Annotated in this window: 20 protein-coding genes; 9 read left to right on the plus strand and 11 right to left on the minus strand. The window is 69.5% G+C overall.

Annotated elements, in window-relative coordinates; genetic code table 11:
- Positions 1 to 241: 241 nt before the first annotated feature.
- The gene (locus ACGF2Y_RS24015) at positions 242 to 1000 is read right to left on the minus strand and encodes a class I SAM-dependent methyltransferase (RefSeq protein WP_392950962.1); all 759 of its coding nucleotides are present in this window, start codon (positions 998 to 1000) and stop codon (positions 242 to 244) included.
- A gap of 826 nt (positions 1001 to 1826) precedes the next feature.
- Here ACGF2Y_RS24015 and ACGF2Y_RS24020 point away from each other — a divergent pair.
- Positions 1827 to 2870, plus strand: a complete 1044-nt coding sequence (locus ACGF2Y_RS24020; RefSeq protein WP_392950965.1) for a DUF3179 domain-containing protein — start codon at positions 1827 to 1829, stop codon at positions 2868 to 2870.
- Entirely contained in the window at positions 2867 to 3529 is a 663-nt protein-coding gene (locus tag ACGF2Y_RS24025; protein ID WP_392950967.1) for a hypothetical protein, read from the plus strand. The genes ACGF2Y_RS24020 and ACGF2Y_RS24025 overlap by 4 nt, the downstream gene beginning before the upstream one ends.
- A gap of 197 nt (positions 3530 to 3726) precedes the next feature.
- Here ACGF2Y_RS24025 and ACGF2Y_RS24030 read toward each other — a convergent pair whose 3' ends face one another.
- From ACGF2Y_RS24030 to ACGF2Y_RS24045, 4 genes are all read right to left on the minus strand, one after another.
- Positions 3727 to 4689, minus strand: coding sequence for a sigma-70 family RNA polymerase sigma factor (locus tag ACGF2Y_RS24030; protein WP_392950969.1), 963 nt, complete (start codon positions 4687 to 4689; stop codon positions 3727 to 3729).
- 292 nt (positions 4690 to 4981) lie between these two features.
- Positions 4982 to 5332, minus strand: coding sequence for a DUF427 domain-containing protein (locus ACGF2Y_RS24035; RefSeq protein ID WP_392950972.1), 351 nt, complete (start codon positions 5330 to 5332; stop codon positions 4982 to 4984).
- A gap of 45 nt (positions 5333 to 5377) precedes the next feature.
- Positions 5378 to 5644 carry a hypothetical protein gene (locus tag ACGF2Y_RS24040; protein ID WP_392950974.1) on the minus strand — a complete coding sequence of 89 codons (267 nt, stop codon included), beginning with the start codon at positions 5642 to 5644 and terminating at the stop codon, positions 5378 to 5380.
- A gap of 19 nt (positions 5645 to 5663) precedes the next feature.
- On the minus strand, positions 5664 to 6029 hold the full coding sequence (locus ACGF2Y_RS24045) for an ArsR/SmtB family transcription factor (RefSeq protein ID WP_392950976.1): 366 nt from the start codon (positions 6027 to 6029) through the stop codon (positions 5664 to 5666).
- A 114-nt stretch (positions 6030 to 6143) separates the two neighbouring features.
- Here ACGF2Y_RS24045 and merA point away from each other — a divergent pair, with 114 nt between their 5' ends.
- Both merA and ACGF2Y_RS24055 read left to right on the plus strand, forming a co-directional pair.
- Entirely contained in the window at positions 6144 to 7583 is a 1440-nt protein-coding gene (gene merA / locus ACGF2Y_RS24050; protein ID WP_392950978.1) for a mercury(II) reductase, read from the plus strand.
- Positions 7584 to 7646: 63 nt separating this feature from the next.
- A complete protein-coding gene (locus ACGF2Y_RS24055) occupies positions 7647 to 8066 on the plus strand; it encodes a DoxX family protein (protein ID WP_392950980.1) in 420 nt (139 codons plus the stop codon).
- 19 nt (positions 8067 to 8085) lie between these two features.
- Here ACGF2Y_RS24055 and ACGF2Y_RS24060 read toward each other — a convergent pair whose 3' ends face one another.
- On the minus strand, positions 8086 to 8394 hold the full coding sequence (locus ACGF2Y_RS24060) for a hypothetical protein (protein ID WP_392950982.1): 309 nt from the start codon (positions 8392 to 8394) through the stop codon (positions 8086 to 8088).
- Positions 8395 to 8553: 159 nt separating this feature from the next.
- Here ACGF2Y_RS24060 and ACGF2Y_RS24065 point away from each other — a divergent pair, with 159 nt between their 5' ends.
- Both ACGF2Y_RS24065 and ACGF2Y_RS24070 read left to right on the plus strand, forming a co-directional pair.
- Entirely contained in the window at positions 8554 to 9111 is a 558-nt protein-coding gene (locus tag ACGF2Y_RS24065) for an RNA polymerase sigma factor (protein WP_392950983.1), read from the plus strand.
- 50 nt (positions 9112 to 9161) lie between these two features.
- On the plus strand, positions 9162 to 9431 hold the full coding sequence (locus tag ACGF2Y_RS24070) for an anti-sigma factor family protein (RefSeq protein ID WP_392950985.1): 270 nt from the start codon (positions 9162 to 9164) through the stop codon (positions 9429 to 9431).
- A gap of 186 nt (positions 9432 to 9617) precedes the next feature.
- Here ACGF2Y_RS24070 and ACGF2Y_RS24075 read toward each other — a convergent pair whose 3' ends face one another.
- Positions 9618 to 10247, minus strand: a complete 630-nt coding sequence (locus ACGF2Y_RS24075; protein WP_392950987.1) for a cysteine hydrolase — start codon at positions 10245 to 10247, stop codon at positions 9618 to 9620.
- Positions 10248 to 10391: 144 nt separating this feature from the next.
- Here ACGF2Y_RS24075 and ACGF2Y_RS24080 point away from each other — a divergent pair, with 144 nt between their 5' ends.
- Positions 10392 to 11312, plus strand: a complete 921-nt coding sequence (locus ACGF2Y_RS24080) for a helix-turn-helix domain-containing protein (RefSeq protein WP_392950990.1) — start codon at positions 10392 to 10394, stop codon at positions 11310 to 11312.
- A gap of 325 nt (positions 11313 to 11637) precedes the next feature.
- On the opposite strand, the gene ACGF2Y_RS24085 is transcribed toward ACGF2Y_RS24080, so the two are convergent.
- Complete coding sequence (locus ACGF2Y_RS24085; protein WP_392951029.1) at positions 11638 to 13101, minus strand: SulP family inorganic anion transporter; 1464 nt, start codon at positions 13099 to 13101, stop codon at positions 11638 to 11640.
- Between the two features lie 430 nt (positions 13102 to 13531).
- Between ACGF2Y_RS24085 and ACGF2Y_RS24090 the strand changes: the two genes are divergently transcribed.
- Positions 13532 to 13978 carry a MerR family transcriptional regulator gene (locus ACGF2Y_RS24090; RefSeq protein ID WP_392950993.1) on the plus strand — a complete coding sequence of 149 codons (447 nt, stop codon included), beginning with the start codon at positions 13532 to 13534 and terminating at the stop codon, positions 13976 to 13978.
- Between the two features lie 99 nt (positions 13979 to 14077).
- Here ACGF2Y_RS24090 and ACGF2Y_RS24095 read toward each other — a convergent pair whose 3' ends face one another.
- Complete coding sequence (locus tag ACGF2Y_RS24095; protein ID WP_392950996.1) at positions 14078 to 15943, minus strand: glycoside hydrolase family 15 protein; 1866 nt, start codon at positions 15941 to 15943, stop codon at positions 14078 to 14080.
- Positions 15940 to 16242 (minus strand): DUF427 domain-containing protein, encoded by a 303-nt coding sequence (locus ACGF2Y_RS24100; RefSeq protein WP_392950999.1) that lies wholly within the window; start codon positions 16240 to 16242, stop codon positions 15940 to 15942. The genes ACGF2Y_RS24095 and ACGF2Y_RS24100 overlap by 4 nt, the downstream gene beginning before the upstream one ends.
- A gap of 206 nt (positions 16243 to 16448) precedes the next feature.
- Between ACGF2Y_RS24100 and ACGF2Y_RS24105 the strand changes: the two genes are divergently transcribed.
- Positions 16449 to 17813 carry a dihydrolipoyl dehydrogenase family protein gene (locus ACGF2Y_RS24105; protein ID WP_392951002.1) on the plus strand — a complete coding sequence of 455 codons (1365 nt, stop codon included), beginning with the start codon at positions 16449 to 16451 and terminating at the stop codon, positions 17811 to 17813.
- A 49-nt stretch (positions 17814 to 17862) separates the two neighbouring features.
- On the opposite strand, the gene ACGF2Y_RS24110 is transcribed toward ACGF2Y_RS24105, so the two are convergent.
- Positions 17863 to 18204, minus strand: a complete 342-nt coding sequence (locus tag ACGF2Y_RS24110) for a mycoredoxin (protein WP_392951004.1) — start codon at positions 18202 to 18204, stop codon at positions 17863 to 17865.
- Between the last annotated feature and the right edge of the window lie 211 nt (positions 18205 to 18415).

An 18415-nucleotide genomic window follows, 5' to 3' on the forward strand; every position in this document is an offset into this window, starting at 1 on the left:
CACCCCAGGTCGGTGTGGCGGGTCGGTGTTGGCGCTGGTGATACGGCGTCATCATCCGGCCTGGCCCGCTTTTTGGACGACGGCGGGTGCCAGCCTCTGAGCGAAGTGCCCAGCAGGACGCCGAAGATGGTGCCGGCGCAGAGGGCGATGGACGGGACATCCAGATGCCCATGCCGACGCCGCCCACCAGACCGGCAGCGGCACCCCCCACCTCATGGCATGTGCACGCATGTGAAGCCGCTTACGCACCAGCAAGTAGCGGCTTCTCCGCGATGAGCAGGACGTAGCCGAGGGCGCCATCGGCGACGGCGGCCCTGGCCGCGCTCAGCACGTCCGGTGCCGCGTTGAGGTCCACCCCGACCTCCGCGAGTCTGCCAGGGGCGGTGACGCGCAGCAGGTTCAGCCGTGCCTCGATCTGGTCGATCGTGTGCCGCATCGCCTGGTCGCGGTGCTCGGTGTGCACGGTACGCAGCCCAGCGGCGGTCAGGACCTCCGAGTGCTCGGCCAAGGGGCGGCTATCGGCGATGCAGGCGATGCGCGCGCCGAGCGTGGACAGTTGCGGCGGCAACCGGCCGGGCGTGGCAGTGACATCGGTGATGCCCAGTCGGCCACTCGGCTTGAGGACACGCGCGAACTCAGCGGTTGCGCGTGCCATGTCGGGGACGGCGCAGAGGCCGCGCTCGCAGACGACAGCGTCGAACAGCGCGTCCCCAAAGGGAAGACGTTCCGCGTCGCTCGTGGTGAAGACGGCCCGGTCTGCCAGACCGGCGGCTGCGGCGGCGCCCTGAGCGAGCGCGGTGTTGGCCGGTGAGGGGTCTACGCCGTGGACGACAACGCCGCACGCGTCGGCGAGGAGGAGGGCTGTGGTGCCGCGTCCGGATGCCACGTCCAGAACCCGGGAATCGGCGCCGAGCGTGAGGTGCCCGGCGAGGCGGCGGGTGAGCGCGGCGCCGCCGGGGTGGTACGAGTCGCCGAGCAGCAGGGCGACGATGTCCTTCATCACGAACTCCCCTTACTCGTGGGTGCGGCCCGGGTGCCCGTCAGCCAGGCCCGCGCGTGGTGACCGGCGAACGGTCGGGCAGCAGTCGTCCGGCGCGGCATGGTGGCGGCGTCGAACCCGGCACCGAAGGACGTGGATGACGGAGATGAGTACCACCAAGGCCCCTACGGTGATCAGCCACGGGTTGGACAGTGCTCCGCCGAGGCCGCTGATGGTCCCGCCGGCCAAGAGCAGCGGGCCCGCGCAGCACAGCACCATCAGCAGCCCCTCGCGTATGGCCGCTACCGCACCACGTTGACGGCGAGGCTCAGCGAGTGCGGGCATCACGTCCCACCTCCGTTCCATGGCGGGAGTCCGGGCGGGCCCCTTACGTGCACCGTCAGGAGGACCCCGGCGTAGAGCAGCGTCACAGCGTCCTGGACGAGAACGGACAGCTCAGCCGCTGCGTGAGGTGGCTCCCGAAGCACCGGCGGTTGGCGACCGCGAGCCCGCGCGTATTCCTGTGCAGTCGCACCGACCAGGCCACCGGGGTGGCCGTGAACACCTACACGGGGGCGAGCGCCGTCGGCCGGCGCCGCTACGGTCAGTGCGGCGGCGCCGGTCACCAGACCGTACGCGGCCAGGATCCCGGGCATGTGACCGACGGTGGCGAGCTGACCGGCCGCCATCGCTGTCGCCAGCGCACCGAGCACGATCCGCAGCACCATGATCTGAACGCTAGGCCCGGATCGGATCCGAGAACTGTAAGCGCGGTCACCGAACCGGCGACGTGTGCGCGGGACCATCGCAGGTGTGGGATCGGTTTTGCCGAGGCGGGTGATGCACGGTGAACGGTCAGCGGCAGCCAAGGCGGGACCGGCGTCAGGTCGTCAAGGGCGCCGGCGTCATCGGGGGAGTCGTCGTGCTGCTCGTAGGCGGCGGTGTCATCGGCTGGCAGGCTGTCTCGGGCCCGGACGACCATCCGCCCGCGTCGGTGACCGCTGTACAGCCTGGGCAGGATCCATCACTGGAGGCGCTGGCCGCCGCGGCTGTCTCCGGCGGGCCGGGCAAGGACGGGATTCCCTCCATCGACAAGCCGAGGTTCGTCCCGGCGGGCGACGCGTCCTTCCTCGCCGACGACGACCCGGTGTTCGGCCTGGAGTACCGCGGCGAGGTCAGGGCCTACCCGCAGCAGGTGCTGGTGTGGCACGAGATCGTCAACGACACCGTCGGCGGCGAGCCGCTCGCCATCACCTACTGCCCGCTGACCGGCACGGTCATCGGCTTCTCGGCGCCATCCGGTACGCAGGAGCTCACGTTCGGGACCACCGGGCGTCTGGTCAACTCCAACCTGCTGATGTACGACCGCGAGACCGGCTCCGAGTGGCCTCAGCTACTCGGCACGGCGGTGAGTGGCCCGCTGAAGGGCACACAGCTGGACACCGTCCCGCTGGTGTGGACGACGTGGAAGCAGTGGCGGACGACGCATCCCGAAACCCAGGTGCTGTCCACCGACACCGGCGCGCTGCGCAGCTACGGCAGCGACCCGTACGGCTCCTACGACGGGTACCCGGACCGCAGCGGCTACTACGCCAAGGAGGGCACCCTCTTCCCCGTCCTGACGACCAGCGACCGCTTCCCCGACAAGGATGTCGTCATCGGCGTACGCGTCGGAGACGAGCGTCTGGCGATCCACAAGGACCTCATCCGCACCGCCGGGACCGTGCGCGCCGACGTCGCGGGCACGCAGGTCGAAGCCCGCTGGGACGGCAAGCTCGGCACCGCCCGTGTTCTCCAGCGCGACGGCGAGCAGTGGGAGCCGGCGGACTCCCTCGACTCCATGTGGTTCGCGTGGCACGCGTTCTACCCGAACAGCCAGGTGCGGCAATGAGCAGGTTGGTCACCGCACTTGCCAGAGTCGGAGGAGCCTGGGATGCCACGCTGGCCGCCGTCGTCGCTACTCCCCGAGGCGTACGCGCCGCGCTCGCCGTTCGCCGCCATCGCCGGGCCGGACTGATCGCTGCCGCCGTGGTGCTGGTGGTGTACCTGTTCTCCACCGGCGATCTGGGCGTGTCGCCCTCCGGCCGCTACACCGGAGCGCCCGTGTTCCGGACCGCACCCGAGCAGCTGTTCCAGGTCAGGGCCCCGTACCTGTTCGAGCCCGTACTCGCCTGGCATCCCACGGAGCATGTGGCGGTGCTCCTCAGCCCGGTCAACCTGCTGCTCGGTGCGATCGTCGCCGCCCTGGTCGGCTGCAACATCGCGGTCGCCGGGTACGCGGCCCGACAGTCGGCGGCCTGCCGCCGGCCCGGAGGCAGGATCGGATACGCACGGCTGCTCGGAGTCCTGCCCGCGTTCCTGCTCGGATTCGCCTGCTGCGTACCGACGTTCCTGCTCGTCCTGGGCACCAGCACGGCAGCGGCGTTCCTGCCCGTACTGATCCCCCTGCGCCCGGTGTTCTACCCGCTGACGCTGCTGATGCTGATCAGCGCGCTGGTATGGGGTGCGTCCCGGCTCGCCCCGCGCCCGGAGGGCGCCCGGACCGGATGAACCATCGCTGCTACCCACGCGTTTCGTCGATCAGCTCGGTCCAGCGTGTCGCGTCGCGGCCGGGGATCACGACCCATTCACGGAACGTCCGCCCTGGGCCACGCAAGACGCTCGACCGGAAAAGCCCAGCCGAGCGCCTGCATCAGCGCCTGGCGGCGTGGGAAGCGGCTCTGATCCCCAGCTCGTCATGTCCCGGCCTACAGGCCGTGGCCGTGGGTTCGGTAGGGGACGCCCAACCGGTCGCCGACCTCGGCGAGGGCATCCGGGCAGAAGTGGTACCAGCGAAGGCAAGTGATCCCGCCGTCGGACGTCTCCGCCCGGAGGACGTCCTCGACCGCCTCGGGACCGTCGCCGCTGGTCGGGGCGGCCCACATCAGCACCAACGGATCGCCGTCGAGCTCCCGAACCTCGGCGCGCCACCGTACGGAGGTCTCTAGATGCAGGGTGTGGTGCAGGGAGCCGGCGGCGATCTGGTCCCGCCCGACTTCGTGGGCCATCCCGATGACGTCGCTGACCGCGTCCTCGACGAACAGCTTGGTCAGCCCGTCCAGGTCGTAGGCGGTGAACGCCGCCGCAAGGGCGTCGAGGGTGTCCCGGTCGGGAGCCGTGCGCCGGGCGAGCGCAATGGGCCGGTCGGGGTCGGCGAGCCGTCCGCGACCACGGTGCAGTGCCGCCTTGACCGCGCCCTCGGTGGTGCTCAGCATGGCGGCGATCTCCTTCAACGGCAGGTCGAACACGTCCTTGAGCACGACGGCGGCACGCTCCTGCGGCGCCAGCAGGGTGGCCACCTCCGCGAGCGCGTCCCTCACCTCGGCGGGATCGGTGCCGGCGGGCGCCGCACGCTCGGTGGGCTCGACGAGAAGCGGGGCGGAGCGGCGGACCTGGTCGAGGTAGGCGTTCGTCGCGATCCGCACCAGCCACGCCATCGGGCGCTCGACCTGCTGGTGGGACTGCGCCGCGCGCGTGAGGGCTCGGGCGAGCGTCTCCTGGGCCAGGTCCTCGGCGTCCCACACGCTGCCGGTCAGACGACGGCAGTACCGGAACAGCTCACCCCGCAGCGGTTCCAGAGCGACCAGGAACTCACGGCGCGCGGCCTGGGCCGCCGCGAGCAGAGGCTGCGGCAGTACGTCGAGCGCGGGAGACAGATCGGGTTGAGGCATCACTTCACGGCTCCTTGGACGGTGAACGGCTGGACACACCAGTACGACGGGGCAGCCCTCCAGTCCGATACGTAGCCGTGCACGTGAGCCCGATCACTCCTCGCATGAAAGCAAGGTGGCTCCTGCTCACCAGCGGGCGGGCGCCCTCCCCACAGCCAGGTACCGTTTCGGCCCACCACGTGTTGCGACGACCGCTGGAAGTCACCAAGCGGGCCGCTCCTCCCCCTGCGGCACGAGCCCAGCCGTGCGGCACCGCCATCGGCGATCGCCGCTGAGCCGCGGTGTACTCGTGCTAAGCCGTCTCCTCCAGGGCGGGCTCCGGGGTGCCTTCCACCACGACGCCCTGCCAGAACGCGACATGGTTCTTGATCTTTCGGGCGAGGGGGCTGGGCTTCGGGTAGTACCAGGCCGCGTTCGGGTTGGTCTGCCCGCCGACGCGCACGTCGTAGTAGCGGGCGATCCCCTTCCAGAAGCACAGCGACCTCGTCCGGCTCTCCGCGAAGTACTCGCGGCGCAGCGACTCGGGCGGGAAGTAGTGGTTGCCCTCCACCACGACCGTGCGCGGCGCCTCCGCGATCACCGTGCCGTTCCACACCGCACGCATCATGGCTGTCCCCTCTCCCCGGATACGGGAGTTGTTCACTCCCTTGACGCTATGCCGTTCGGCGGCACGGTTCGGTGTTCGCGCTCACACTTCACGGTCCTCGCCGGCGCCGCGCCCCGAGCGGAAACGTCGGACAAGTGCGGTGACGGCGGTAGCCAGGAAGAACACCGCGATGGCGATCACCCAGGGGTTACCCATGACGCCGCCGATCGCGGCGAGAGCACCGGCAGCGACAAGGACGGGTGCCAGACAGAAGACGACCACCACCAGGGAGAGACCGATCCTGGCGCCCGTGGTTCGGCTGCCTGAGTGCCTCTCGTCACGGCCCGGGGGCCGCTCGCCAACAGACATGGCGGACGCTCCTCGCGGTTCAGTCCCCGCCGTCGGGGATACGGGTGCAGCAGGTAAGGGCTGCGGAGTTGTCCGCGGCCAGGGAACGGGCCAGCACGACCAGATCGGCCACGCGCGGGTCGCCGACGGAATAGCGCAGCTTCTTGCCGTCGCGGCGGGCGCTCACATACCCGCAGTCCACGAGGCAGGACAGATGTACCGACACACGAGGCTGGGAGATCCGGGCGTGCTCCATGCACTCTGCCGAGGTGCGCTCGCCACTCAGGATGAACTCGAGCAGCTTCAGCCGAGTGGGATCCGACAGGGCGCGGAAGAACTTCGCCACCGTGTCCAGATGAGTGCACGGAACGTCCTCCACGGCCGTGGACGTGAGGCTCTCCGGCATCCGTACGGCTCCTTCTCACATGACCAGAACTATTCGCCTACTCGAATAGTAAAATGGAGTCGTCTCATTCGGCAATCCGCATAGCAGCAGCTCCTGCTGCCGGAGGTGAGCATCGTGGCCACGACGGAACCCGGCTTCGATCTGGCCATCATCGGCACGGGTTCGGCGGCGTTCGCGGCCGCCCTCGCCGCCACCCGACAGGGCAGGCGGGTGATCATGGCCGAACGCGGCACCATCGGGGGCACCTGCGTGAACGCCGGCTGCGTGCCGTCCAAGGCGTTGCTGGCCGCCGCCGAAGCCCGGCACGCGTCCTCGGCGGCCGAACGCTTCCCCGGCCTGGCCCCGGCCGGAATGCCGGTCAACTTCGCCGAACTGATCACCGGTAAGGACGCCCTCGTCGGACAGCTGCGCACGCAGAAGTACACCGACCTCGCCGACGGCTACGGCTGGCACATCGTCCACGGCACCGCCACCTTCACCGGGAACACGGACGCTCCCGCGCTGGACGTGGCGCTGACCGACGGCGGCATCCGTCGGATCGAGGCAGACCAGTACGTCATCGCGACCGGGTCCGCCCCCTGGGCGCCGCCCGTCGAGAGTCTGAAGCAGAGCGGATACCTCACCTCCACGACGGCGATGGAACTCGACGCACTGCCGGAGTCGATGATCGTGGTCGGCGGCAACGCGATCGGGCTTGAGCAGGCCCAGCTCTTCGCCCGCCTCGGCACCCGCGTCACCGTAGTCGAGGCTCAAGAGCGCCTCGCTCCCTTCGAGGAGCCCGAGGTCTCCGCCATGATCGAGCGGGTGCTGGCGGACGAGGGCATCACGGTCCATACGAGTGCCACGCTGGCCGCCGTACGAACCGAAGACGGCGCGAAGAGCACGGTCGTACGCGCCGGGGACGGCACGGAGCTCGACCTGCGCGCCGAGCAGCTGCTCATCGCGACCGGCCGCCGCCCGAACACCAGCGGCCTGGGCCTGGACGCGGTCGGAGTCAAGACCGGAACGCACAGCGAAGTGATCGTCGACGGCCACCAGCGCACCACGACCCCCCGGATCTGGGCCGCCGGCGACGTCGTCGGCGGGCCCCAGTTCGTCTACGTCGCCGCCGCCCAGGGCACCCTCGCGGCCGACAACGCCCTCGCCGGGGCCGCCCGCACCCTGGACTACACCGCCCTCCCCCGCGTCACCTTCACCAGCCCGGCCATCGCCTCCGTCGGCATGACCGAAGTCGAGGCGGCCGAGGCCGGCATACGGCACGACTCCCGCACCCTGCCGCTGGCCCACGTCCCCCGCGCGCTCGCCGACCGCGACACGCGCGGTCTGGTCAAACTCGTCGCCGACACCACCAACGGCCGCCTCATCGGCGTCCACGTCATCGCCGACGGCGCCGGCGACCTCATCACCGCCGCCACCTACGCCCTCACCTCCGGCATGACCACCGCCCAGCTCGCCCACACCTGGACCCCCTACCTGACCATGGCCGAAGCCCTCAAACTCGCCGCCCAGACCTTCACCACCGACGTGACCAAGCTGTCCTGCTGTGCGGACTGAGCACCCGGCGAGCAGGAAGACAGAGGTGAATGCGGCAGCCGACACAACACCCGGGAGGTCACCATGGACGTACTGGTACTGATCGGACGCGTTCTCTTTGTGCTGGTCTTCCTCGGAGGGGCCGTCGCGCACTTGACCAAGACCCAGGCCATGGGCGCGTACGCCGCATCCAGGGGCGTACCGGCCCCCGTCCCGGCAACGATCGCCAGCGGTCTGGTGATGCTGGCCGGAGGAGTGAGTATCGCCCTCGGTATCTGGGCAGACCTCGGCGCCCTCCTCATCGCCGCCTTCGCCTTCCCGACCGCAGTTCTCATGCACGGATTCTGGCGGGAAACAGACGACGAGGCCCGGCAGACGGAGCAGACCCATTTCCTGAAGGACACTGCCCTGGGCGGCGCGGCACTCATGCTCATCGCCTTCTTCTCCTACGTCGGCGACGACCTCGGCTTGACGATCACCGGACCGCTCTTCAGCATCAGCTGAGCCGGGTTCAGACCGTCGACTAATGGGGCCGGCCGGAGCCAGGCGGGGCGGTGAGCTGGTGGGCGAAGCGTCGTACCCGGGCAGATGCGAGGGAGACGGGCGTGCGCTGCGGACTGCGCCGGAGCGACGCTTTGATCAGCTGGAGCAGTTCCAGGCTGCCGCTGCACGCCCAGCAGGCGCCGACGTGCGCGGCGACCCGTGTCCGGTGCGCACCCGTCAGCTGCCCGTCGGCGTACGCCTCCACGTCACCGCGCAGGCGTACATGCCGCAGCTTCTCCCGGCACTCCGCCCACACCTGTACTGGCCTGGGGACGCGCTGCTTCCTCATGGACCGGAAACCCGGTTCGAGACGCGCTGCATTCCCCCCGCACACGCTTCCTGCTCTTCGATCTCACGGCTGGCACCGACGTGAGCGCCCTGAGGTGGAGATGAGGGTGGATGGAATGAGGGGAACAGGCCAACGGGTTTCCCCTGTGTGGAAGACCAAGTGACAGCGCCGCCGGACCCAGCGGACCCGCGGGGAGCGGCGTTCGCCGCCTACGTGCTGCCGGAGGTGGAGGTACTGCTGCGGGTGGCGATGACGCTGACCGCGCAGCGCGCGGACGCCGAGGATCTGGTGCAGGACACGCTGCTTCGGGCCTACCGGGCCATCGACGGGTTCGACGGGAGGCATCCGCGGGCATGGCTGCTGACGATCATGCGGCGGGCCGAGATCAACCGGCACCGTCGTCGTCGTCCGTATCTGTTGGACGACCCGGACACTGATCTGGACCGGCTCAGCTCCACAGGCCCTCAGGGGTCGGCGGAGGAAGTGGTGGTCGGCGAGGCGTTCGACGAGGTGGTGGACTCGGCGCTGTCCGCGCTGCCGGACAAGCACCGGCAGGTGGTGCAGCTGGTGGACATCGACGGCCTCACCTACGCCGAGGCCGCGCGCCTGCTGGATGTGCCCGAAGGAACCGTGATGAGCCGACTGCACCGCGCCCGCAAACGGATACGTGTGCGACTGTCCGCGGCGGGACTGGCACCGAAGCGAGGTGTGATGTGAACAAGCGCCCATGGTGGGCTCGCCGCTCGGGCGAGCGCAGGATGAACTGCATGCAGGTGTCCCGGGTACTCCAGAAGTACCTTGACGGCGAGACCGACGAGGTCACTGCCCGCCGGGTCGCGGTCCACCTGGAGGACTGCCGGCGATGTGGTCTGGAAGCATCGGTCTACCAGGAGATCCGTAGCGCGCTGGCCCGCCGCGCGGAGCCCGATGTGGACGCGGTGGCACGGCTGACCGCGTTCGGCCGGTCCCTAGTGCGCGACGAGCAGGGTCAGGCCGGGGACGAGCCGGACACCGCCTCGCCACCAGCCGGTGCCTGAGCAGGACCGATCCGACGGAGAGGCTGCCTTGCTCTGGAGATCGCGCCAGCGGTTCCCGTTGCGCCCCGGCCGAGGCGGGCGAGCGTATCCCCGCCAGACCATCGAGACCAGCACTTGAGCAGCGGAGGAGATCAGCGCCGTCGCCCAGCCGACGACGGTCCCATCCGCTGCACGGGGATAGCGAGCTCACTCGCCGCGCGGGAAATCCCGCACCGCCTCATCGGTGGTCACGACGGCGTTGGCGATGAAACCGAAGTTCGTCAGTGCCGCAGCGTAGCCGTCACCCAGCTCGGGGTGCTGCGCCGCCGCAGTGGCGTCCTTCACCACGGTGACCTGGAATCCCTGTTCGAGGAGTTCGCGCAGGTGGGACTCGACGCAGAGGTTGGCAGACATACCGGCGAGGACGACCTTCGTGACCCCGCGCTTTCTGAGCTGAAGGGCGAGGTCGTTGTTCTCCGGGCCGTACACCTTGTGCGGGCTCGCGACGATCGTCTGCCCGTCCTCGAAGTAGGGCTTGAACCGCTCGAACCAGTCGGCGCCCGATCCTTCGAACCCTTCCAGGGTGAGCGGGCCCTTGCGGGCGAACATGCTGGTGTCGTGCATCATCTTCTCGACGGTGCCGCCGAACTGCCACTCACTGTCGGCCGGGTAGTAATAGTGCGGAGATACGAACACGGGGTAGCCGTTGTCCTTGGCCGCTTTCAGCAGCTGCTCGATGTGTTCGATGGTTCGATTGGCTTCCACGCTGGCCCCCACGAGCTGCCACGCTGCGCCGGTCGGGCTGAGGAAATCGCTCTGCGGATCGGTGATGACCACGGCCGTATCGGTAACCGACATGACGCTCCCCTTTGCTCCGGTTGAGGTAGCTCCGTTGTCATCAGCCTCGCCCTGAAGCCGTACGGATGGGTCTCGCATACGTGCGGCAGCGTCCAAGGACCTCCGCATTGCTACGGTCGGTGCATGCTGCTGGAGCGATTGCTGGACAGCCTCGCCGTACACGTCGAGCCGTTCGCGTTGTGCCGGATTCCCGCCGGCACTTCGTTGCGGCTGGACGCCCGGGATGACATCACCCTGCATTTCGTCCTTGAAGGCGATGGGGAGGTGGTGTGGGGGCCGACGCGGGCGCGAGCGGTGCGGCAGGGACATCTCGTGGTGATGCCGGCGCAGCTGACACACGCCATTCGGCGTGCCTCCGGCGTGGCTGACCGGAAGGTCAGAGACATCTCGGCCGTGGGCGAGGTGGATGCCATGCAGGTGTTCACCGGGGGTGACAACGGTCAGGACGAGGACAACGCTCTCGTCGTCGCGTGCGGTCGATTGCAGGCGTCGTACGCACATGGCCCGGGTCTTTTTGACCTGCTCGCCGATCCCCTAGTGACGGATTTCTCCCGTCAGGACGAGATGGCGCACATCTTCGCGCGACTCCTCGCGGAGAGTCGGGCCCCGGCGCCGGGCAGCAGAATGCTGCTCGCCTCGCTCATGAACGAGTGCCTCGTGCTCCTACTCCGGCGGCTCTCCACGGGTGACACATGCGCGCTTCCCTGGCTGGAAGCGCTGGACGAGCCCCGTATGGCGCGCGCGCTGGAAATCATGCTTGAGCGGCCCGAGAACGCCCACTCGCTCGAATCGCTCGCGGCTCAGATTTCCATGAGCCGTTCCGCGTTCGCGCGGGAGTTCAAGACGTCCTTCGGGCGCACCCCCATGGAATTGCTTCGAGACATCAGGCTGAGGCGAGCGGCAGAACTACTGCACAGCACGACCCTGCCCATCGACACCATCGGCCGACGTGTCGGGTTCGCCAGCCGCAGCCATTTCTCGCACGCCTTCCGTGATCATTTCGGGACAACTCCGACCGATTTTCGGTCCAGCCGGACCGCGTAGGTCGCGGCCTCCTGCGGTAGCGCTGCGCGGCTCCCCGCCTTCGTCACGGCGGTCCGCGTCGAGAACGGCGCCCCTTCCCCGCGCGAGTCGGTCAGGCCATGGCCGGCGTAGTCGCACAGGATCTTGGCGTGCGGATCAGGACGAAGAACACGATGCACGTTGCCACGTGCCCGACCTCGTGCGGAGCGGGGCGGGGAGGCGTACCGGGGTCACGGCCGCGGCCGGGGCGACCTCCGTCCTTCCATGATCAAGCGACGCCAAGAGGCCGGCACGCCAGAGGCCACGCGGGGAACGCCGCTGCCGCTCCTCCTCCTGGAGATCAGGCTCAGTGGCCGGCTGTCAGCTGGCCTGCGAGCTTGTCGTGCATTTCGGCGCTGGGCTTGTTCAGGCCGACAATGGTGACCTTCTTGCCGCGCTGGGCGTACTTGTTCTCGATAGCGTCCAGGGCCGCGACCGAGGAGGCGTCCCAGATGTGCGCGTCGGTGAGGTCGATGACGACATCGTCCGGGTCGTCCTTGTAGTCGAACTGGCCGACGAGGTCGTTGCTGGAGGCGAAGAACAGCTCGCCGGTGACCGCGTACACGACCTGGTTGCCATCGGGGTCGACGACTCCGGTGACCTCGGCGAGGTGGGCGACACGCTTGGCGAAGATCACCATGGCCGTGACGGAGCCGAGGACGACGCCGATGGCCAGGTTGTGGGTGGCCACGACGGCAGCAACGGTCACAACCATGACGGTGGTCTCGCCGATCGGCATGCGCCTGAGGGTCTTCGGGGCGATGGAGTGCCAGTCGAAGGTGGCGAACGACACCATGATCATGACGGCGACGAGTGCGGCCATGGGGATGTCGGAGACGACGGGGCCGAAGACGATGCACAGCACCATCAGGAACGCGCCCGCGAGGAAGGTGGACAGGCGGGTGCGGGCGCCGGAGACCTTCACGTTGATCATCGTCTGGCCGATCATCGCGCAGCCGCCCATGCCGCCGAAGAAGCCGGTGACGATGTTCGCGATGCCCTGACCGACCGACTCACGCGTCTTGTTCGAGTGGGTGTCGGTGATGTCGTCGACCAGCTTCGCCGTCATCAGGGATTCCATCAGCCCGACCAGCGCCATCGCGAAGGCATACGGTGCGATCGTCGTCAGCGTGTCGAGGGTGAACGGCACGTCGGGCAGCCCCGGCACGGGCAGAGAGGACGGCAGGTCGCCCTTGTCGCCCACGGTCGGCACCGCGATGGCGGCACCGACCGTGATCACGGTGAGGATCACGATGGACACGAGCGGGGCGGGGATCACGGTGGTGATCTTCGGGAAGAACACCATGAGCGCGAGCCCGCCGATGATCAGCGGGTACACCGGCCACGGCACGTTCCGCATCTCGGGGACCTGCGCCATGAAGATCAGGATGGCGAGTGAGTTGACGAAGCCGACCATCACGGAGCGCGGGATGAACCGCATCAGCTTGGCCACGCCCAGCGCGCCCAGGACCACCTGGAAGACACCGGCCAGGATGACGGCGGCGATCAGGTAGCCGAGGCCGTGCTCGCGGTTGAGAGGCGCGATGACGAGGGCGACGGCGCCGGTGGCGGCGGAGATCATCGCCCGCCGGCCGCCGACGATCGAGATGACGACGGCCATGGTGAACGAGGCGAACAGGCCGATCGCCGGATCCACGCCGGCGATGATCGAGAACGAGATCGCCTCAGGGATCAGCGCGAGGGCGACGACGAGGCCGGCCAGGACCTCGGTGCGCCAGACCTTCGGATCGGACAGCCAGTCGGGCTTCATACCGCGCAGACGCGCGGCCGGGGACACGGCGGAGGCAACGGAAGACAAGAGAGAACGAACCTGTCGTGCTCGGGCGCACCCCATGCGGCAGGCCGGGGCGTGCGGGAGGGCGCGGTGGAGCCGGGTCGGCACCCCGCGGGCGACTCCGCGAGCGACCGCGGAACCGGTAGGTAAGGCGGGACCGAGCAGCCGCGTGATGTCCGCCGGGCTCAGGTCCAGGGGTGCGTCGTCACGGCGGGCAGGCGGCGGCGCCGGGCGTCAGGGGCTCGCGCACGCTTCTCTCCTGCGAGAATCGGATCTTCGCCGGGGGCATCGTCGGCCCCGACACGGCAGCAGCGGGGCAGCGGCAAGCCGCCCTCGTCTCCAGCAACTCTATCCTAACGTTAAGGTAGAGATCGACGGAGGCTGTGCGACCGGCAGGCAGCCCGGCATGAGAGAAGGGCTGGGAGCGGCGGGCGTGGACGGCAAGCACATGCAGATCGGCGAGGTGGCCGCGCGGACCGAGCTGTCCCAGCGCACCATCCGGCACTACGAGGAGACCGGACTGGTCGTCCCCTCGGCCCGCTCCCAGGGCGGCTTCCGTCTCTACACGGAGAAGGACGTCGACCGCCTGATGGTGATCCGCCGGATGAAGCCGCTGGGCTTCACTCTGGACCAGATGTGCGACCTCCTGGACGCCACCGACCGCATCGACACCGGGATCGGCCTCGATGCAGACGAGCACGAGGCGCTGCTGGAGCGCGTGCGGGTCTACGAGCAGGCGGCCGTCGAGCAGGTCGAGAAGCTGCGCATCCAGCTCTCGCGTGCGGAGGATTTCGCCACAACGCTCCGGACCCGTCTGGACCAGAACGCCCCCGCAGCAGCGCAGCGGGACTGACGCTTCCGGTCGCGGTGGGACTCAGGGAGAGCAGGCCCCCAGCTGAGCCCTGCGTCGAGCGGTGCCGAACTCCGGGGGGCGGCGGGGTTCCTCGGCGGGTCAGTTCTCTTTCTGCCGTTCGTTGGCCTGCTCTTCGGCCTGGGCGATGGCCCATGCGGCGTTGACCAGGCCGATGTGGCTGAACGCTTGGGGGAAGTTGCCCAGCAGGGCCCCGGTCCGCGGGTCGGCCTGTTCGGCCAGCAGGCCGAGGTCGTTGGCGTGGGCGGCGGCCTGCTCGAAGGTGGCGCGGGCCTGGGCAATCCGACCGGCCAGGGCTTGGGCATGGGCGAGCCAGAAGGTACACAACAGGAAGCTGCCCTCCTGCCCGCTCAACCCGTCGACGCCGGTTGCCGTGTGATAGCGCCGTACCAGGCCGTTGCGGTCGGTCAGGCGCTCGGTGATGGCGTCGATGGTGGCCAGGATGCGCGAATCATCGGCGGGCAGGAAGCCGGTGAGCGGCAGCATCAAAGCGGACGCGTCCAGGGCGTCGCTCCCGAAAGACTGGGTGTAGGCGCCGGCCTCCGGGCTCCAGCCGTGTTCGAGGATCGCTTCGCGGATCTCGTCGCGGATCGCACACCACACGGGAACGCGCTCGGTGGCCTGCAGACGGCCGGCGAGGCGTACAGCCCGGTCGAGGGCCACCCAGCACATGAGCTTCGAGTACAGGAAGTGCTGCGGCTCGCCTCTGATCTCCCAGATCCCGTGGTCGGGACGCCGCCACACCTCGGACGCCGTGTCGGCGAGCCCCTTCAGGAAGACACACAGCGCCGGGCCTGAGGTGAGCTGGTCCTCGAAGCGGGCCGCGGTGTTGAGGAGTTCGCCGTACACGTCGAGCTGCGGCTGGCTCCAGGCCCCGTTTCCAACGCGTACGGGGCGGCTTCCGCACCAGCCAGCCAGATGGGGCAGCTCGCGTTCGGTCAGGTCGTGCTCGCCGCCGATGCCGTACATGATCTGCAGATGTGAGCCGGTCCAGCCGGTGGCCGCGGCGGCGGCCATGAACGTGAAGAACTCGTCGGCCTCGTCGGGGCAGGCGGCCACCCACAGGGCGTCCATGGTGAATGCGGCGTCGCGGACCCAGGAGTAGCGGTAGTCCCAGTTGCGCACCCCGCCGGGTTCCTCGGGCAGGGATGTGGTCGCGGCGGCCACGATCGCTCCGGTGGGCTGGTAGGACAGCGCTTGCAGGAACCGCCCGGATTGGTGGACCTGCTCCCGCCAGGGCCCGGCGTAGGTCTGGTGCATCCGCGACCACGCCTGCCAGGCCGTGACGGTCTGCTCAAGCCCTTCGGCGAGCTCGTCCTGCCGCCAGACCCGGGGTGCGGGACCACCGAGCGGGGCCCAGTGCAGAGCGAAGTTCAGCGTCTGGCCGGCCTTCAGGGTGGCGGTGGCGGTGGCCGCCTCGGTGTCCACGTCGAGCGGCAGCGGGCTGCTGAGGGTCAGGACGGCGGGTCCTCCCCGGGCCTGGATTCCGCCCTCGCACGCCGACAGCAGGGGCACCACGAGTCCGTACTCGGGGCGGGGGCGGAAGTCCAGCGTGATCTCGACCGAGCCTTGAGTGCAGGTGACCGAGCGGATGAGCAGATGCGGGGCCTGTGCCCCGAGCCGGTGCGGGTCGGGGTCGGAGCCGGTGGCCAGGGCGTCGGTGAGGGTGAGTGACCCGGTGGGCGTGGTGAAGGTGGTACGCAGCACCATGCTGTCGTCGAGGTAGCCGCGGGAGACCTCCGCCTCGCCGGTCGGCCGGATCGTCCAGCTCCCGGCTCGCTCGTCGAGGAGCGCGGCGAAGACGGCGGGGCTGTCGAAGCGGGGGAAGCAGAGCCAGTCGACCGCGCCGGTGCGGCTGACCAGGGCCGCACTGTGCCGGTCGGACAGCAGGCCGTAGTCGCCGATGGGTGTGCTCGCGCTTCCGCTGCCCGCTGTCGGCCCCGTCATGGCGGATCCTCCGGTTCCTGTTCCACGACCACACCGTGCCAGAACGCGACACGTCCCGCGATCGCTGCGGCGGCCGGCATCGGCGCGGGGTAGTACCAGGCCGCGTCGGGGTTCGTCCTCCCGTCCACCTGCAAGGTCAGGTAGCGAGCCTCGCCCTTCCACGCGCACACGGAGGTGGTGGCGCTGTCCGTGAAGTACTCGCGACTCAGGGCCTCGGGCGCAAAGTAGTGGTTGCCCTCCACGACCTCGGTGTGCGCCGCCCGCGCGACGACCGCTCCGTTCCAGACCGCACGCCACATACCGCTGTTCCCTTCGTCTTCCTGGACCGCCAGTCGGCCCCGCGTCGGAAGGGGAACCCGGCCGCAGCGGCGCATCCTTCCCCGCATCAGCTCCGGCCCGGCGGGCTGCGGCCTGAGGTGATGAAGGGAGGGAAGGTTCGGGGGGTGTCGACGGGTTCCCCATATACCAGCAAAACGGAGTGAAAGCGCTGAAGGAGGACGGGTATATGAGCTGGGAGACCGATGTCGTGGTCATCGGGATGGGGCCGGGCGGGGAGCACGTCGCCGGGCGGCTGGCCGAGGCCGGACTGCACGTGACGGGCATTGAGGCGGAGCTGGTAGGCGGTGAGTGTCCGTACTGGGGCTGCGTGCCGTCCAAGATGATGATCCGCGCGGGGAATCTCCTGGCCGAGGCCCGCCGCATTCCCGGCATCGCCGGACGCGTGCAGGTGGCCCCTGACTGGGGTCAGGTAGCGGCCCGGATCCGCGACGAAGCCACGGACAACTGGAACGACCAGGTGGCCGTCGACCGGTTCGTCGCCAAGGGCGGGCGCTTCGTCCGCGGACGTGGCGTGCTGACGGGCCCCGGCCGGGTCCAGGCCGCGGGCCGGACGTACACGGCACGGCGCGGTGTGGTCATCGCCACCGGAGGCCGCCCGTGGGCGCCGCCGGTGCCGGGCCTGGATCAGGTCCCGTACTGGACCAACCGGGAGGCGGTCGCGGCCAAGGAGGTGCCGTCCTCGCTCCTGGTGCTCGGCGGAGGCGCCATCGGCCTTGAACTCGCCCAGGTCTTCGCGCGCTTCGGCACCCAGGTCACGGTCGTCGAGGCCCTGGAGCGGCTGCTGCCGCTGGAGGAACCGGAGAGCGGAGAACTGATCGCCGGGGTGCTCGGCGACGAAGGAGTCACCGTGCGCACCGGCACGCGCGCCGCCTCCGTACGGTACGCCGACGAGACGTTCACCCTCGCCCTGGACGGCGGGGAGGAGCTCAGCGCCGAGCGTCTGCTGGTCGCCACCGGCCGCCGCCCGGACCTGAGCGGTCTGGGCCTGGAGACGATCGGGCTGGACCCGCAGGCCCGCGCCCTGGCCGTCGATCCGCATATGCTGGCGGCCCCCGGGCTGTGGGGGATCGGCGATGTGACCGGGCACGGTGCGTTCACTCATGTGGCGATGTACCAGGCGGAGATCGCCGTACGGTCGATCCTGGCCGAGCCTGGCCCTGAGGCCGACTACCGTGCCCTGCCCCGGGTCACCTTCACAGACCCGGAGATCGGCTCGGTCGGCCTGACCGAGGCGCAGGCACTCGAACAGGGCCTGCGGGTGCGCACGGGGGTGTCCCAGGTTCCGTCCTCCGCACGCGGCTGGATCCACAAGGCAGGCAACGAGGGCGTGGTCAAACTCGTGGAGGACGCCGAGCGCGGCGTACTGGTGGGTGCCACCGCGGCCGGGCCGGCGGGCGGTGAAGTGCTCTACGGGCTCGCGGTCGCCGTCCAGGCCAAGGTGCCGGTCGAATCGCTGCGCCACATGATCTACGCCTATCCGACGTTCCATCGTGCCGTGGAAAGTGCCCTCGCGGACCTTGCCGACGACTGAGACGCTGCCGAATCCGATCGGACCGCACGAGGGGCGAGCCGACCCCCGGCTATTCGGCGCGGCGCCAGGGCCAGGGCCAGCGGCGGTGCCGGCGGCGCGCATCAGGTGACTGGGCAGTGCTCGGCAAGAGCTGCGGGGCGTGCTGCCGGATCAGGTCCATCACCTGCCTGACGCTGGGATTGGTCAGCGTGTGCCCGGTGACCGCGACGGTGGGCACGGTCTCGTTCCCGGAGTTGACCGATCTGACGTAGGCGGCTGCCTTCTCGTCCTGCCAGATGTCGACTGCCTCGTAGGCCAAGCCAGCGCGGCGGAGCCGTCGACGCAGGACGGCGCAGTACGGACAGCCGGGGCGCCAGTACACCCGCAGGGTCGCGGGGACGGAATCAGGCATGACGGACCTCCGGGGGTGACGTGTGGGAAACCCTGCCGGCAAGGCCCCGTATTCCAGCCGGCTGGTGTCACACCCGTGGTATCCAGCTCAGAGCATGAGAGGGCGGAATGAGAGTACATAGGAGTTTTGTCGTCACCTGAACGTGTGGCGGTGCGGCATCCCGGCCGGTCGTCGGCCATGGGCATGTTGGGCTGGTCGCTGTGAGCGAGCG

Origin of the sequence: Streptomyces sp. NPDC048142 (genome assembly GCF_043202835.1) — a bacterium.
GTDB lineage: Bacteria > Actinomycetota > Actinomycetes > Streptomycetales > Streptomycetaceae > Streptomyces.

Excerpts from the sequence above, each read along its gene's own strand:
- ACGF2Y_RS24105 (WP_392951002.1), top strand. The coding sequence starts at position 16,449 with ATGAGCTGGGAGACCGATGTCGTGGTCATCGGGATGGGGCCGGGCGGG.
- ACGF2Y_RS24015 (WP_392950962.1), bottom strand. The coding sequence starts at position 1,000 with ATGAAGGACATCGTCGCCCTGCTGCTCGGCGACTCGTACCACCCCGGC.
- ACGF2Y_RS24090 (WP_392950993.1), top strand. The coding sequence starts at position 13,532 with ATGAGAGAAGGGCTGGGAGCGGCGGGCGTGGACGGCAAGCACATGCAG.
- ACGF2Y_RS24070 (WP_392950985.1), top strand. The coding sequence starts at position 9,162 with ATGCAGGTGTCCCGGGTACTCCAGAAGTACCTTGACGGCGAGACCGAC.
- ACGF2Y_RS24085 (WP_392951029.1), bottom strand. The coding sequence starts at position 13,101 with ATGAAGCCCGACTGGCTGTCCGATCCGAAGGTCTGGCGCACCGAGGTC.
- ACGF2Y_RS24055 (WP_392950980.1), top strand. The coding sequence starts at position 7,647 with ATGGACGTACTGGTACTGATCGGACGCGTTCTCTTTGTGCTGGTCTTC.
- ACGF2Y_RS24100 (WP_392950999.1), bottom strand. The coding sequence starts at position 16,242 with ATGTGGCGTGCGGTCTGGAACGGAGCGGTCGTCGCGCGGGCGGCGCAC.
- ACGF2Y_RS24030 (WP_392950969.1), bottom strand. The coding sequence starts at position 4,689 with ATGCCTCAACCCGATCTGTCTCCCGCGCTCGACGTACTGCCGCAGCCT.
- ACGF2Y_RS24060 (WP_392950982.1), bottom strand. The coding sequence starts at position 8,394 with ATGAGGAAGCAGCGCGTCCCCAGGCCAGTACAGGTGTGGGCGGAGTGC.
- ACGF2Y_RS24045 (WP_392950976.1), bottom strand. The coding sequence starts at position 6,029 with ATGCCGGAGAGCCTCACGTCCACGGCCGTGGAGGACGTTCCGTGCACT.
- ACGF2Y_RS24080 (WP_392950990.1), top strand. The coding sequence starts at position 10,392 with ATGCTGCTGGAGCGATTGCTGGACAGCCTCGCCGTACACGTCGAGCCG.
- ACGF2Y_RS24040 (WP_392950974.1), bottom strand. The coding sequence starts at position 5,644 with ATGTCTGTTGGCGAGCGGCCCCCGGGCCGTGACGAGAGGCACTCAGGC.
- ACGF2Y_RS24095 (WP_392950996.1), bottom strand. The coding sequence starts at position 15,943 with ATGACGGGGCCGACAGCGGGCAGCGGAAGCGCGAGCACACCCATCGGC.
- ACGF2Y_RS24025 (WP_392950967.1), top strand. The coding sequence starts at position 2,867 with ATGAGCAGGTTGGTCACCGCACTTGCCAGAGTCGGAGGAGCCTGGGAT.
- ACGF2Y_RS24110 (WP_392951004.1), bottom strand. The coding sequence starts at position 18,204 with ATGCCTGATTCCGTCCCCGCGACCCTGCGGGTGTACTGGCGCCCCGGC.